General features: G+C 70.5%; 10 protein-coding genes. 6 read left to right on the forward strand and 4 right to left on the reverse strand.

Annotated features, from left to right (window positions below; genetic code table 11):
* Nucleotides 1–112: 112 nt before the first annotated feature.
* Nucleotides 113–898 (reverse strand): serine O-acetyltransferase, encoded by a 786-nt coding sequence (cysE, locus tag ASF94_RS14215; protein WP_056667610.1) that lies wholly within the window; start codon nucleotides 896–898, stop codon nucleotides 113–115.
* Between the two features lie 66 nt (nucleotides 899–964).
* Complete coding sequence (locus tag ASF94_RS14220) at nucleotides 965–1774, reverse strand: RNA methyltransferase (protein WP_056667613.1); 810 nt, start codon at nucleotides 1772–1774, stop codon at nucleotides 965–967.
* 187 nt (nucleotides 1775–1961) lie between these two features.
* On the opposite strand from ASF94_RS14220, the gene ASF94_RS14225 reads away from it, so the two are divergent.
* From ASF94_RS14225 to ASF94_RS14250, 6 genes are all read left to right on the forward strand, one after another.
* On the forward strand, nucleotides 1962–2930 hold the full coding sequence (locus ASF94_RS14225) for an inositol monophosphatase family protein (protein WP_056667616.1): 969 nt from the start codon (nucleotides 1962–1964) through the stop codon (nucleotides 2928–2930).
* A gap of 65 nt (nucleotides 2931–2995) precedes the next feature.
* Nucleotides 2996–3871 (forward strand): glycosyltransferase family 2 protein, encoded by an 876-nt coding sequence (locus ASF94_RS14230; protein WP_056667619.1) that lies wholly within the window; start codon nucleotides 2996–2998, stop codon nucleotides 3869–3871.
* Entirely contained in the window at nucleotides 3871–5055 is a 1185-nt protein-coding gene (locus tag ASF94_RS14235; RefSeq protein ID WP_082493303.1) for a glycosyltransferase family 1 protein, read from the forward strand. Before ASF94_RS14230 ends, ASF94_RS14235 begins: the two co-directional genes overlap by 1 nt.
* Nucleotides 5052–5966, forward strand: coding sequence for a glycosyltransferase (locus ASF94_RS14240; protein WP_056667622.1), 915 nt, complete (start codon nucleotides 5052–5054; stop codon nucleotides 5964–5966). The genes ASF94_RS14235 and ASF94_RS14240 overlap by 4 nt, the downstream gene beginning before the upstream one ends.
* Nucleotides 5960–7666, forward strand: a complete 1707-nt coding sequence (locus ASF94_RS14245; protein WP_156382548.1) for an ATP-binding cassette domain-containing protein — start codon at nucleotides 5960–5962, stop codon at nucleotides 7664–7666. The genes ASF94_RS14240 and ASF94_RS14245 overlap by 7 nt, the downstream gene beginning before the upstream one ends.
* Entirely contained in the window at nucleotides 7651–8901 is a 1251-nt protein-coding gene (locus ASF94_RS14250) for a glycosyltransferase family 4 protein (RefSeq protein WP_056667627.1), read from the forward strand. Before ASF94_RS14245 ends, ASF94_RS14250 begins: the two co-directional genes overlap by 16 nt.
* 59 nt (nucleotides 8902–8960) lie before the next feature.
* Here ASF94_RS14250 and ASF94_RS14255 read toward each other — a convergent pair whose 3' ends face one another.
* Both ASF94_RS14255 and ASF94_RS14260 read right to left on the reverse strand, forming a co-directional pair.
* On the reverse strand, nucleotides 8961–10118 hold the full coding sequence (locus tag ASF94_RS14255) for a two-component system response regulator (protein ID WP_056667631.1): 1158 nt from the start codon (nucleotides 10116–10118) through the stop codon (nucleotides 8961–8963).
* Nucleotides 10119–10201: 83 nt separating this feature from the next.
* Nucleotides 10202–14284 (reverse strand): response regulator, encoded by a 4083-nt coding sequence (locus tag ASF94_RS14260; protein WP_056667634.1) that lies wholly within the window; start codon nucleotides 14282–14284, stop codon nucleotides 10202–10204.
* Nucleotides 14285–14468: the final 184 nt, after the last annotated feature.

Consider the following 14468-nt stretch of genomic DNA (forward strand, 5'->3'; position numbering starts at 1 on the left):
CCAAAAAGGCATCGGGCGCTTGACCAGCAAGCACTTGTAGCTATTATTTCAATAGCAAAAGACGGGGGCGTCGCGGCTGGCGGTCACCGCCCAGCGTTCGCTGCCCGCCGCCCTACTTGCCCACCAGCGCGTTCAGGCGTTCCGCCTCGAACTGCTCGCAGCGCGCCGCGTCGCCCGGCACGCAGCCGCCGGCCTGCGGCGCCGTGCGGGCCAGCTTCTCGATGGCCTCCCACAGCAACGCGATCTGCCGCTCCTGCGACGAGGCGTTGTCGATCAGCCCGCGCATGGCCTGCGACAGCGGATCGTCCTCCTGGGTGATGCCGTAGGCGGAGAAGGCGCGCGGCTGCGGCGGCTCGGCCACCACGTCGGCGCTGGTGCCGGCCTTCGACGGCAGGATGCGCGCGGGAATGCCCACCGCCGTGGCACCGGCCGGCACCGGCTTGATGACCACCGCGTTGCTGCCGATCTTGGCGCCGTCGCCCACCTCGAAGCCGCCCAGCACCTTGGCGCCCGCGCTGACCACCACGTCGCGCCCCAGCGTGGGGTGCCGCTTGGCGCCCTTGTAGAGCGAGGTGCCGCCCAGCGTCACGCCCTGGTAGATGGTGCAGCCGTCGCCGATCACGGCGGTTTCGCCCACCACCACGCCCATGGCGTGGTCGAAGAACACCCGCTCGCCGATCACCGCGCCCGGGTGGATCTCGATGCCCGTGAGCCAGCGCGAGAAGTTGGAGATGAAGCGGCCCGGCCATTTCAGCCCGTGCTGCCAGCACCAGTGGGCCGGGCGGTGCAGCCAGATCGCGTGCAGGCCCGGGTAGCAGGTCACCACCTCCCACGTGCTGCGGGCGGCAGGATCGCGGTCGAGGATGCACTGGATATCGGAGCGGAGGCGACGGAACATGGAGGCAGCGGGTTCTGGAACGGAAGCCCCGGGCGTTCGGCGACGACCCGGGGGACGGCCGGCAGTCTATCGCCGCGCCCGCTCCGCTGTCTCCAGCATGGCTTTGGCCACGCCGCGCAGGATGTGGATCTCCTCCTGCCCCAGCTGCGCGCGATTGAACAGCTGGTTCAGCCGCGGCATGAGCTTCTTGGGTGCGGCGGGGTCGAGAAAGCCGATCTCGACCAGCGCGCGCTCCCAGTGCGCCAGCATGCCCGCGACCTGCTGGGCGTCGGCCCGCGCCGGGGCCGCGCCTGCGCCTGCGGAGCCCGGCGATCCGAAGCCGCCCAGCGCCTGGCGCCATTCGTAGGCGATCACCTGCACCGCCGCGCCCAGGTTGAGCGAGCCGAACTGCGGATCGGTCGGGATGGAAAGCGCCACATGGCAGCGGTAGACGTCTTCGTTGGCCATGCCGAAGCGCTCGCTGCCGAAGAGAAAGGCCACGCCGGCCTCGCCCCCTGCGCCACCGGCGGGCGTTTCAATAGCCGAATTGGCCTCCAGCGCTTGATTCTCCTGGGCCTGATGCTCGCTTTTCAATAGCATCTCGAAATGCGCCCGCGGCTCGCGCGTGGGCGGCCCGAAGTCGCGTGGCGTCATGGCCGTGGCGCACAGGTGGCTGATGCCGTCCAGCGCCTCGTCCAGCGTGTCGACGATGCGGGCGTTGGCCAGCACGTCCAGCGCCCCGCTGGCGCGCTGGATGGTTTCCTCGCGCCGCAGCACGTTGGCCCAGCGCGGGGCGACCAGCACCAGGTCGTCGAAACCCATGGTCTTCATGGCACGGGCGGTGGCGCCCACGTTGCCGGCATGGCTGGTCTGGATGAGGATGAAACGGGTTTTCATGCGGAAGCGAAACGGGCGGCAGCGAAGAATCGAGAACGGAGCGCCCGAGGGGCGCGCGACAGCCGGCCATTGTCGCTGCCCTGCAGATTTGCGCGGCCTGGGTAAAATGCCGCCTTTGCGCGCCAGCATCGACCGGCGCGCCGTCCCACCGGAGCCGCCGCGCTCCCCGCTCCTTCATCACAATCCAATGTCGACCAATCTGCATCCCATGCTCAACGTGGCCATCAAGGCCGCACGCGCCGCCGGCGCCATCATCAACCGCGCGGCGCTGGACGTGGAATCCGTGCGCATCTCGCAAAAGCAGATCAACGACTTCGTGACCGAAGTGGACCACGCCAGCGAAAAGATCATCATCGAGACGCTGCTGGGCGCCTACCCCGGCCACGGCATCCTGGCGGAAGAATCGGGCACCAGCTACGGCGCCAAGGATTCGGAATTCATCTGGATCATCGACCCGCTGGACGGCACCACCAACTTCATCCACGGCTTTCCCGTCTACTGCGTCAGCATCGCGCTGGCCGTGCGCGGCAAGGTCGAGCAGGCGGTCATCTTCGACCCCACCCGCAACGACCTGTTCACGGCCACCAAGGGCCGTGGCGCGTACCTGAACGAGCGCCGCATCCGCGTCTCCAAGCGCACGCAGCTCAAGGAATCGCTGATCTCCACGGGCTTCCCGTTCCGCCCGGGCGACAACTTCAAGAACTACCTGAACATCATGGCCGACGTGATGCAACGCACCGCCGGCCTGCGCCGCCCGGGCGCGGCCGCACTCGACCTGGCCTACGTCGCCGCCGGCTTCACCGAAGGCTTCTTCGAGACGGGCCTGTCGATCTGGGACGTGGCGGCCGGCTCGCTGCTGGTGACGGAAGCGGGCGGCCTGGTGGGCAACTTCACCGGCGACGCCGACTTCATGGAGCAGCGCGAATGCCTGGCGGGCGCGCCCCGCATCTACGGTCAGCTGGTGCCGATCCTGAGCAAATACAGCAAGTTCGCCAGCGCTGGCGACAAGGCGGCCGTGCGTCAGGCCGCTGACGCCCTGGACGTGCCCGTGCTGGCATCCACCGAGGCGCAGAACGGCCAGGACGGCCAGGACGCCCAGGACGAAACGGCCGCGAAGCCGGAAGGCGGTCCCCAGGCCCAGAGCGCGCCCTTCTGAGTGAACGGCCCTCCGTTGCACCGCCCTCGCGTCGACCCACCCCGGACCCAGGAGCGCGTGCAGCGATGACGGCTCCCGCCTTCTCGCTGGTGGTCGCCACCGTCGATCCGGACGGCAGCCTGCTCCGTGCGCTGTTCGAGAGCCTGGTGCACAGCGAAGAACGCAGTTTCGAGGTGATCGTGGCGGACCAGACCCAGGGCAGCCATCTCGCCCAGGTCACCGAATCCTTCGCTGACCGCCTCTGCGTGCAGCACATCCACTTGCCCACCCGGGGCGCCTCTGCCGCGCGCAACGCAGGCGCCGCGCTCGCCACCGGTCGCTGGATCGGATTCCCGGACGACGACTGCCTCTACCAGCCGGACACGCTCGGGCACGTCCACCGCGTGATGTCGATGGAGGGCGTGCGCGTGGCGTCGGGCCGCACGGTGGATGCCGCCCAGCGCTCCTCCGTCCTGCGCTGGAAAACGTCAGCACAGGACTTCGACCGCTGGAGCATGTTCGCCTGCCTGACCGAGGCCACGGTGTTCGCGGAGCGTTCCCTCTTCCTGGCCGTGGGGGGCTTCGACGTCCGCTTCGGGCCGGGTGCCGCTTTCCCGGCCGCCGAAGGTGTGGAGCTGGTGGATCGGATGCTGCGCGAGGGCAGCGGCTGGCGAGCCCGCTTCGATCCCGCCATCCAGATGGTGCACCCGAACAAGATCCCGCCATGGAATCGCTGGGCGGCAAAGCGCTTCTACCAGTACGCCCAGGGCGACGGCGCGTTCGTCGTGCGGCGCCTGGGCGGGCACACGCTGCGCTGGGTGGTGCTCACGCTGGGCTCCGCCTCATTGCATACGCTCGTGTTCCGGGGCTGGATCAGCATCGCGCACGCAGCGCGCATCGCAGGTATCTGCGTCGGCGCCTGGCGCTACGTGCGGGCGGCACGCAGGGAAGGTCGCCGCTGATGCGCGGCCTGCGATACGTCTCGCCGGCCGACTCGACCGGGTACGCGGTGGCCGCCAAGTCCTACCTGCGCGCCTTGTCAGCGACGGGCCTGCCGCTGCAGTGGACCCCGCTGCGCTGCCCCGGAGCGCGCTACGAGCCCGTGCCCGCCGGCGAAGTGGACGAAGCCGACCTGCGGTTGCTTGCCCACCGCCCGGTGGAATACGACACGGTGCTGCTGCACACGGTGCCCGAGTACTACCCACAGTGGGCCGACGCCGAGCGCGCGGCCGGTCGCCGCGTGGTCGGCTACACGGTCTGGGAGCTGGATCGTCTGCCTCCGCATTGGCCGGGGCTGCTGAATCGGCTGGACGCCGTCATCGTTCCGTGCCGCTGGAACGAGCAGGTGTTCCGCAAGGGCGGGGTGACGGTGCCGATCCACGTCGTGCCGCACCTGTCGCAGTTCTTTGCCGACCCTGCCGCAACGGCCGACCCCACGTCGCTGGTGCGCCGTCTGGGCGGGCCGCAGGCCCTGCAAGGCCGATTCGTCTTCTACGGCATCGGCGTCTGGAGCGAGCGCAAGGGCATGGAGCGCCTGCTGCGCGCCTATCTGGACACCTTCACGGCGGACGACCCGGTGGCCTTCATCCTCAAGACGTCCGCGCGGGACCTCACGCGCTGGACACGCCCCTGGCGTTCGGCATGGCGGCGGCAGCATCCGCGGCCGTCGCGCAGCGCTGCGGCACTGGCCGCGGGCTGCAAGGCGCCGCCCGCGTGGCACCTGATCGAGGACGAAACCCTCGGGCCGGGCGAGATGCGCGCGCTGCACGCGGTGGGGAACGCCTTCGTGTCGCTGGCGCGCACCGAAGGCTGGGGACTGGGCGCGTTCGATGCCGCGCTGAGCGGCAACCCCGTCGTGATGACGGGCTACGGCGGGCAGGCCGACTTCCTTGCGGCCGAGCTCGCGGATCTGGTGGACTTCCGGCTGGTCCCGGCGCACGAGCCGCTCTGGCCCCGCGGCTATTCCTCGCGCGACCGCTGGGCTGAGCCGGACGCAGCGCAGGCGGGACGCTGCATGCAGGCGCTGGCGGCCGACCCGCCCGCCGCCCGCGAGCGCGGTGCGCGACTGGGCAGCCACTTGCGCACGCAGTTTTCACCGGAAAGCACGCTCGCCGCCCTGCTCGCGGCGCTGGAGCGGCCCGCATGATTCCGCGCACCTTCCATTTTGTGTTCGGCCTCAAGCCGCAGACCGAGCCGTTTCACCTGATGTACTACCTGTGCCTCGCATCGTGCTTGGCGGTGGAGCGGCCCGACGCGGTGGTGATGCATTACGACAACGAGCCCTGGGGGCCGTGGTGGGACCGCATCCGCCCGGCGCTCGAGCTGCGCAAGGCCCAACGCTGCGAACTGGTGGAGGCCTTCCAGTATCCGGACGCCGAAGTGGCGCGCTACCGGTATGCCCACGCCGCCGACTTCGTGCGCTTGCAGGCGCTGATCGAGGAGGGAGGCGTCTATGCCGACATCGACACCCTCTTCGTGCGGCCCCTTGCGGACACGCTCTGGCAGCGCAGCACCTGCGTTCTCGGCGAGGAGCGATCGCCCGACCCCGCCCAGCCGTCCTACTGCAACGCCTGGATCGCCGCACCGGCCGGCGATCCGTACTGCCGCGCCTGGCTTTCCGGCATGCGCGACCGATTCGACGGCAGCTGGAGCGGACACTCGACGCTGCTGCCCTACCAGCTGGGCCAGCGCATGCCGGGGGCGCTGCATGTCGAGCCCGAAGACACGTTCTACGCGTTCGACTGGCGGCCCGAGCGCATCGACGATCTGTTCCTGCGCGACCGCCCCCTGCCCGCCTCTGCGCGCAGCCTGCACCTGTGGAACCACCTGTGGTGGTCGCCCGAGCGACGCGACTTCTCGCGCTTTCACGCCGGCCGGCTGACGCCGGAGTACGTGGCATTCGCCGCCACCACCTACGCCCGCCTGGCGCGGCCGTTCCTGCCGGCCGATGTGACACCGGACCTGGCCCTCTGGCGACGGCAGCAGTGGGCGGCCTTCGCGCAGGAGTGCCGCCACCCGCTTCGCGCAGCGCGCGAGGCCTGGAACCGCGCATGGTAGGCGCCGCCTGGCGCTGGCTTCGGTCGCTGGCCTCGGATCTGCTGGCGCTGCAGCGGGACGTGCGCGGCTTTCTGGTGACATCGCATCGGCGCACGCTGCAGCGCATCGGCGTGTTGAGCGCGGTGTTCTCGTTGCTCGAAATGGCGGTCGCGGCCGCGGCACTGCCGTACATGGACTGCCTGGGGTCGCGCCAGTGCGGGGCGGTCGGGCGGGCAAGCGCTGCCGTGGGCACGGACCCGGTCATGACGTACTCGCTGCTGCTGCTCGGGCTGATGTCGGTCAAGATGCTGGCCGACGTGCTGCTGCAGTGGCGCGTCGCGGGCTTCCAGCAGGCCGTGCAGCGCCACACCGTGCTGCGCCTCATGACCGCCTACCTGGCGCAAGGCTGGGACACGTACCGCCAGCGCAACCCGCGCGACTACTTCCGCCGCTGCACGACCACCGCGCTGGACGCTGCCTTTGCCTGCACACAGGCGGCATCCGCCATCGCCTACGGGCTCATCGTGGTGGTGCTGACCGCGCTGATGCTGGCCGTGAACCCGCTGGTGTCGCTGGCGCTAGGTGCGGCTTTCCTCGCGCTGAACAGTGCCGTCCATCGGTTCACCGGACGGGTGCAAAAACGGGCGGCCGAGTCGCGGGAGCAGGCGCAGCAGCGCTGGCACCTGGGCATGGGCGAGGCGCTCGACGCCTTCCAGGAGCTGCGTGCCCACGGCAGCGAAAGCCACATCCTCAACGGCATCGACCGGCAGCTGGACTCGCTGGCGCGATCCAACCGCTGGTTGGCGTTCATGCCGGCCATTCCGCGCGTGGCGCTCGACTACCTGGCCTTCACCATCGTGCTGGCCTGCGTGCTGCTCTGGTCCTGGGGCGGCCGTCCGCTCGGCAACCTGCTGCCCTACCTGGTGTTCTATGCGGTCGTGGCGCGCAGCCTCCTGCCCGCGATGATGCAGCTGCTCAGCATCCGCACCTCCCTGCGGGGCGCCGCGATCAACATCCGGCTGGTGCGCGAGGAGCTGGAAGTCGCGGGCAGGCACCGCCGGCCGGTCGCTGCCATGGAGACTGCGCCCGGCGCGCCTGCCCTGCGGCTGGAGCGCATCGAGGTGAGGCACGAAGGCCAGTCCACGGCGGTGCTGCGCAGTATCTCGGTGGAAGTGGCGCGGCCCGCCTGGATCGCGCTGGCCGGCCCTTCCGGGGCGGGCAAGAGCACGCTGCTGGACGTGGTGGCGGGGCTGCAGCCTTCCGCAGGCCGGGTCGTCTGGCACACCCCCTCGGGCGCGCCGCCGCGCATCGCCTACGTGCCGCAGCGCGCCGCGATTCTGGATGCCAGCCTGCGCGACAACGTGGTGTTTGGACGGGATGCCGGCCAGGACGAAGCCGTCGCCTCGGCGCTCGCAGTGGCCCAGCTGGCTGGCCGCGATCTGGCGCTGGGCTCGCTGCAGCTGTCGGGCGGCGAGCGCCAGCGGCTTGCCATCGCAAGGGCGGTCTATCGCCAACCGGACCTGCTGTTGCTGGACGAAGCCACCTCGGCCATGGACGAGCTCACCGAGGCCGCCTTGTTCCAGGCCCTGCAGGTCGCCCTTCCGGAGGTCACCGTGATCTTCATCACGCACCGCCCGACCGCCTGGCGCTTTGCCCAGGCCGTCTGGCACCTGCAGGACGGACGCGTGACCATGGAGCAGCCCGGATGCACCGGCCCGTAGCCGTGCTGGTCAGCCCGGTCTGGCCGCAGCCCGGAGGCAGCGGCCGCGCGCTGCGTGCCTGGGACTGGCTGCAGGAGCTGTCGGCCGGCCATGAGCTGCATGTCTGGACGCCGCAGGCGCAGGCTGCCACGGCGCCGTGGCCGCCCGGCGTGCAGGGGTGGGCAGGTCCCGGCGACCTCCAGCCGGGCTCGGCCCGGGCGCGCAGGCTGGGGTGGCTGGTGCCTGCGCTGGGCCTGCACTGGCCCCAGACGATTGCGCACTGGCAGCTGCCCATGCCCCACGCCGCAGGGCTGTCGGCGATGGTCCGGGCCATCGGCGACCGGCCCGTGGCGCGGCTGGTCGCCTTCCGGCTCTATTCGCATGGCGTCGCCGCCTGGTTGCGGGAACGGCTACCCGTGGCGCAGGCAGAGATGGACCTGGACGACTGGGATTCGGCCACCATGGGCAGCACGGCCGGCGCCCTCTGGCGCATGGGTCGCCGGCTGGAGGCCTTGCTGGCATGGCGCGAAAGCCTGCAGTACCGGCTGCTGGAGCGACGCCTTCCGCAGGGCTACGACACCTGCTGGCTGGCGGCACGGGAGGACCTGGCCGCTTTCCCTGGCGCCAGGCTGCGCCCCAACCGCCTTCCGGCTCCAGCCCCAGCTCCAGCCCCAGCTCCAGCCACACCTTCAGCCACACCCAGTGCCAGCGCGCCGGCCACCGGCTGCTTCAACCTGCTGTTCGTCGGCAGCCTGGACTACGCGCCCAATCAGGAGGCAGCCCTGCTGCTGGCCGAGCAGGTCGCGCCGTTGCTGCACGGGCGGCTGCCCCCACCCTGGTCCTTGGCCATTGCTGGCGCCCGGCCCCCTTCGTGGTTGCGCCATCGCCTGGGCGGACCGGGCCATGTGCAGCTGCACGCGGACCTGCCTGACCTGTCACCCCTCTACGCCGACTGCAGCGTCGCCTTGCTTTCGGTCATGGCCGGCGGCGGCACCAAGTTGAAGACGCTGGAGGCGCTGGCCCACGGCAAGGCCGTCGTGGCGAGCGCGCATGCCGTGCGCGGCCTGGCGCTCGAGGCCGGCAAGCACTACCTGCCAGCGGAGACGCCGCCGCAGTTCGCGCAAGCGGTGCTCGATCTGCACGCCCAGCCCGGGCTGCGCGCGCAACTGGCCCAGGCGGGGCGGGCCTGGTTCGTCGCCGAATCGCGGAGGGCGGACGCTGAGCCCTGCGCCTGCGGGGGCGGCACCGTTCCCTGAGCCATTCAGCCATTCAGCCATTCATGCCTTGAGGCCTTGAGGCCGCGCGCCGATCGGCGTCACTCGTCATCGGGGTATTTGAGGGTGATGAGGCGGAAGTCCTCCGCCACCTCCACGAAGGCGTCCACCATGTCCGGATCGAAATGGCTGCCGCGGCCGCGCACGATGGTGCTGCAGGCCTGCTCGTGGGTGTAGGCCGGCTTGTAGACCCGGCGGCTGATGAGGGCGTCGTAGACGTCCGCCACCGCCATCAGCCGGGCCGATACGGGGATGTCGTCGCCGCGCAGGCCTTCCGGGTAGCCGCTGCCGTCCCACTTCTCCTGATGGCTGTAGGCGATTTCCTTGGACGTGCTGAGGAACGCGACCCGCATGCCCAGCCGCCGCTCGGCCTTCTCGATGGCCTCGCGCCCGAGCGTGGTGTGCGTCTTCATGACCTCGAATTCCTCGGGCGTCAGCGGCCCGGGCTTGAGCAGGATGCTGTCGGGAATGCCGATCTTGCCGATGTCGTGCAGCGGGGCCGACTTGTACAGCAGGTCGATGGTGCGGTCGTTCAGCAGGTACTCGAAGCGGGGATGGCGGCGCAAGCGTTCGGCCAGCACCTTGACGTACAGCTGGGTGCGTCGAATGTGGTTGCCGGTTTCGTTGTCACGCGTTTCGGCGAGCGAGGTCATGGCCATGATGGTCACGTCCTGGATGGCCTGCACTTCCAGGGTGCGCAGCGCCACTTCGCGTTCCAGATAGGCGCTTTTGTCCCGCAGGAAGTCGGCCGTGGCCTTCAGCGCCAGGTGGGTGTGGACCCGCGCCAGCAGGATCGGGGGGCTGATGGGCTTGGTGATGTAGTCCACGGCGCCCAGCGCCAGGCCGGCGCGCTCGTCCTCCAACTCGGACCTGGCGGTCAGGAAGATGACGGGGATGTCGCGCGTCGCCGCATGCGACTTGAGGCGCCGGCAGACCTCGTGCCCGTCCATGCCGGGCATCATGATGTCCAGCAGGATCAGATCGGGCGGCGTGGCTGACTGCGCGATCCGGAGCGCCTTCTCCCCGCTGTTGGCGACCCGCACGTGGTAGCGGTCTGCGAGCAGATTGCCCATCAGCGTCAGGTTGTCGGGAGTGTCGTCCACCACCAGCACCGTGGCACTGGGCTTGCCGGTGAAGCGATCGCGGGGGTCGTGCGTGTCCGGCGGATCGCGGGGTTCGGCTGGCAAGGTCGATTCCATGGTGGCAGGTCCTGCAAGAACGGGATGAAGAAGGGAGGGTCGGTCGATGGTCCGGCGGCGGATCGATGCGGCGTGCTGCCCGCTCACTCCGGTCCGGCGCGGGCCAGCACGGCCAGGGCCTCGTCGAAATCGAAGCCGCGCGTGCTGCGCTCCAGCCGTTCGAACGCATCGCCCAGCGCCGCCTGCAGCGCCGCACGATGCTGCTCGAGGCAATCAAGGGCGGCGGGGTCGTCCTGCCGCAGCAGCTCCGCCAACTGGTGCAGGGCCTCCTGCGGCCAGGCCGCTACGCCGGGCGCCGCCGCAGCGGAGGACGCCGGGCGGCTCTCCTCCATCCAGGCATCGAGCCCGCGCAGCAGCACGGCCAGCGACAGGGCCATGGCATCGCGCAGGTGCTGGCGCATGCGGGGGGGCTCGCCGGCCCGCAGCGATTGCTCCAGCGCCTGCGACTGCTCCGACAGCCCTCGCGCGCCGATGTTGGCGGCCACCGACTTCAGGGTGTGCACCAGCCGCTCGGCCAGCACCGCATCGCCTGCCTGCTCGGCGGCCTCCAGTGCGCGGTCGACGCTGCGCTGGCCTTGCGCGAAGCGGCGCAGCATGTCGGCATAGAGGGCAGGCTTGCCGAGGGCGCGTTGCAGACCCAGCGCGGCGTCCAGCCCGGCAATGTCGCGCGGAAGCAGCACGGCGGCATCGCGCGCTCGCGGCGACGTCCGGCGCGCCGGCGGCACTGGCGAGCGCCCCGCAGTGCCGGCTGCCGCGGCTGCCGCAGCGGCTGCGGCCTCTGCTCCGCCTTCTCCGCGCGGCTTGATCCAGCGCGTCAGCGCGGCCCAGAGCACGGGCGGGTCGATGGGCTTGGCCACATGGTCGTTCATGCCGGCGGCAAAGCAGCGCTGCCGGTCGGTCTCCATGGCGTTGGCGGTCATGGCGATGATGGGCAGCCCGGCATGGCGCGGGTCGGCCCGCAGCCGGCGGGTGGCGGTCTCGCCGTCCATCACCGGCATCTGCATGTCCATCAGCACCAGGTCGTAGCGCTGGCGGTCGATGCGTTCCAGCGCGATCTGCCCGTTGGCGGCGAGGTCCACGCGCAGCCCGGCATCGCGCAGCAGCTCGGTGGCGACGAGCTGGTTGAGTTCGTTGTCCTCGACCAGCAGCACCAGCGCGCCGCGCAGCGATGCGGGCAGTTCGTCGGGCACCGGCTGCAGCAGCGGCGCATGGCTGGGCAGCCAGCCATGTTCCAGCGGCTGCATCAGCGTGTCGTACAGCACGGAGGCGCTCACCGGCTTGACCAGCACCGAATCGATGCCCTGATCGCGCGCCGCGCGGCTCAGCTCCTCGCGCCCGTAGGCCGTGACCATCAGCATCTGCGGCACCTGGTCGAGCCCCAGAGCCCGGATGCGGCGCGCCAGCTCGATGCCGTCCATGCCCGGCATCTGCCAGTCGAGCAGCAGCAGCCCGAAGCTCCGTCCGGTGTGGCGCGCCTCGGCCAGGGCCTGCAGCGCTTCGTTGCCGGAATGCACCTGCGTGGCCTCGAAGCCCATGGCCTGCAGCATGTCGGCCAGGACGGTGGCCGCGGTTTCGTTGTCGTCCACCACCAGCACCCGGCCGTCGCGCAGGCCGGCTGGCGGCAGCAGGGCCCGGGGGGCTTCGCCGCGTTCCAGCGGCACCGTGACCCAGAAGGACGAGCCTTCGCCCGGCGTGCTCTCGGCCCCGGCCTCGCCGCCCATCAGCTCCGCCAGGTTCCTGCAGATGGCCAGGCCCAGCCCGGTGCCGCCGTAGCGGCGCGTGGTGGACGTATCGGCCTGCTGGAAGCTCTGGAACAGCCGCCCCATCTGCTCGGGCGCAATGCCGATGCCGGTGTCGCGCACCTCGAAGCGCAGCACCACGCGCGTACCGACCGACTCCACCACCCGCACCAGCACGTGGATCTCGCCCGCCTCGGTGAACTTGACGGCGTTGTTGGCGTAGTTGATGAGGATCTGGCCCAGCCGCAGCGCGTCGCCCACCAGATTGGGCGGCACGTCGGCCGCGACGTCCAGCACCAGCTCCAGCCCCTTGGCTGCCGCCTTGTAGCCCACGACGTCGGCCACGCCGCCCAGCATGCGGTCGAGCACGAAGGGCTGCTTTTCCACCACCAGCTTGCCGGCCTCGATCTTGGAAAAGTCGAGGATGTCGTTGATCACGCCCAGCAGGTGCTGGCCGGCCTGCTGGATCTTGGAGACGTAGCCGATCTGCCGCGCATTGAGGCCCGACTTCAGCGCCAGATGGGACATGCCGATGATGGCGTTCATCGGCGTGCGGATCTCGTGGCTCATGTTGGCCAGGAAGTTGGATTTGAGCGCCGCCGTCTCTTCGGCCAGCTCCTTGGCGCGGCGCAGTTCGCGCTCGGCGCGCTGGCGGTCGGTGATGTCCACGAACGTGCCGATGGCCCCGCCGGGCGATCCATCGGGACGCTGGAAGCCGTGCAGCCAGAACAGGGTGTGGTGCAGCGCACCGTCGGCATACGGCAGATCGACTTCCTTGTGCACCCACTGCTCGCCGGCCAGGGCCGTTTGCGCGTCGCCCTCGAAGCGGGCGCGGGCCTCGGCGGGCAGGAAGTCCAGGTCCAGCACCGTCTTGCCGATGAGGTCGGTGCGCTGCACGCCGAAGGCCTGCTCGTACGCGCGGTTGAAGCCGATGTAGCGGCCGTCCGCGCCCTTGTAGAAGAGCGGCACCGGAATCGCGTCGATCAGCGCCTGCTGGAAGGCCAGCTGCCCGGCCACCTGGGCCTGCAGGGTGCGGCGGTCGGTCACGTCCTCGTGCAGGCCGACGATGGCGATGCGGCGGCCCCGGCTGTCGAAGACCGGCGACAGCGTCGCGTCGTCGTGGTAGAGCGTGCCGTCCTTGCGCCGGTTGACGAACGATCCGCGCCACGACTGGCCAGCCAGCAATTGCGACCACATGTCGTTGTAGGTTTCGCGGGGGGTCTGGCCGCTGGCCACGATGGAGGGCTTGGCGCCACGCACTTCGGCCAGGCTGTAGCCGGTCTTGCGCTCGTACTGCGGGTTGACCCATTCGATGCGCCCGTCCGCATCGGTGATGGTGACGGCCACCGGGCTGCTTTCCAGCGCCGCGCCCAGCACGCCGAAGCGTTCCATCGCCGCGCGCATGCGCAGACGGTTGCGCACCATGTCCAGCACCAGGGCACCCAGCAGCGCCAGCAGCACGAAGGCCGCGCTGCCCACCCACAGGCGCTCCGCGGGCGAGACCAGTGCGCTCACGTCGTCCAGCATCACCAGGCGCCAGGGGCCCGCCGGGTCGTTCCAGTCGATGTCGCGGCGTTCGATGGCGTAACGCACGCCGTCGATCAGCGCTTCGTGCGCATCGGGACGGAAGGGCAGCGCGGAAGCCACGCCGTTGTCGAAGCGCTGGCCGAACTGCCGCAGCGCGCGGATCTCGTCGATGCGCGCCTGCGTGAGCGGCGGCGACACGGCGTACAGCCATTCCGGCCGGGTGGAGGCAAAGGCCACGCCCTGCGGGGACATCAGCAGCATGGGCCGGCCCACGCGCGTCAGCGCCGCGTCGAACACCTCGAACGCGACCTTGAACAGGACCACGCCGATGATGGCGCTGGCGGGCGTTTCCTGGTCGTACAGCGGCGCGGCGTAGTAGAGCCCGCGCTCGTGGGTGTTGGCGCCGAGTGCTGCGTACACCGCCACCACGCCGCCCATCGCCTGTTGGAAGTAGGGGCGGTACGCAAGGTTGAGCCCGACGGCTGACTGCCCGGCCGTGTCGTGCGCCACCACCGTGCCGCTGGCCGAGATGACGTAGATGCCGCTGCCCAGAAAGCGATTGCGCACCAGCCCCAGCCGCGCGAGGGCCGAGGGCGCGTCGGGGGGCAGCTCGCCGCGGGCCAGCGCCTTCAGGGAGGCTTCGGACAGCCCCAGCAACGTGACCGCGCCCAGCATCGGGCCCCCGCTGGTCTCGTGCACCAGCCGATCCGCGGCGCCCTGCAGCAGTTGCGCGCGGTCGCCAGCCCGCTCATGCGCCCGCCATTCGGCCAGCCCTTCGATCACCAGCGCCGTGCCAGCCACCGCCACCAGCAGCACCCAGAGCGCTCCGGTCCACCAGCGCGCGTCGCGCTCGATCCAGCGCTCGAGCAGCGAAGCTGGCGCGCCGGGCGGCCGCGTCACCCCAGCCTCCTGCCTGCACGGCAGCGAATGGGTGGGCTACGACGCGGTCGCCTGGCGGAGGGGGCCATCACGGTTACAGGGTCTGGGTGGGATAGGGACGCGGGGCGACGGGCAAGCCCACCGAAGGCGCGGCGGGCCCCATCCCTGCATCTGAATGCAGTATGTCAAAACGTAACCTCATTCG

The sequence above is a fragment of the Acidovorax sp. Leaf160 genome, assembly GCF_001424265.1.
GTDB lineage: Bacteria > Pseudomonadota > Gammaproteobacteria > Burkholderiales > Burkholderiaceae_C > Paracidovorax.

Excerpts from the sequence above, each read along its gene's own strand:
- cysE (WP_056667610.1), bottom strand. The coding sequence starts at position 898 with ATGTTCCGTCGCCTCCGCTCCGATATCCAGTGCATCCTCGACCGCGAT.
- ASF94_RS14220 (WP_056667613.1), bottom strand. The coding sequence starts at position 1,774 with ATGAAAACCCGTTTCATCCTCATCCAGACCAGCCATGCCGGCAACGTG.
- ASF94_RS14225 (WP_056667616.1), top strand. The coding sequence starts at position 1,962 with ATGTCGACCAATCTGCATCCCATGCTCAACGTGGCCATCAAGGCCGCA.
- ASF94_RS14230 (WP_056667619.1), top strand. The coding sequence starts at position 2,996 with ATGACGGCTCCCGCCTTCTCGCTGGTGGTCGCCACCGTCGATCCGGAC.
- ASF94_RS14235 (WP_082493303.1), top strand. The coding sequence starts at position 3,871 with ATGCGCGGCCTGCGATACGTCTCGCCGGCCGACTCGACCGGGTACGCG.
- ASF94_RS14240 (WP_056667622.1), top strand. The coding sequence starts at position 5,052 with ATGATTCCGCGCACCTTCCATTTTGTGTTCGGCCTCAAGCCGCAGACC.
- ASF94_RS14245 (WP_156382548.1), top strand. The coding sequence starts at position 5,960 with ATGGTAGGCGCCGCCTGGCGCTGGCTTCGGTCGCTGGCCTCGGATCTG.
- ASF94_RS14250 (WP_056667627.1), top strand. The coding sequence starts at position 7,651 with ATGCACCGGCCCGTAGCCGTGCTGGTCAGCCCGGTCTGGCCGCAGCCC.
- ASF94_RS14255 (WP_056667631.1), bottom strand. The coding sequence starts at position 10,118 with ATGGAATCGACCTTGCCAGCCGAACCCCGCGATCCGCCGGACACGCAC.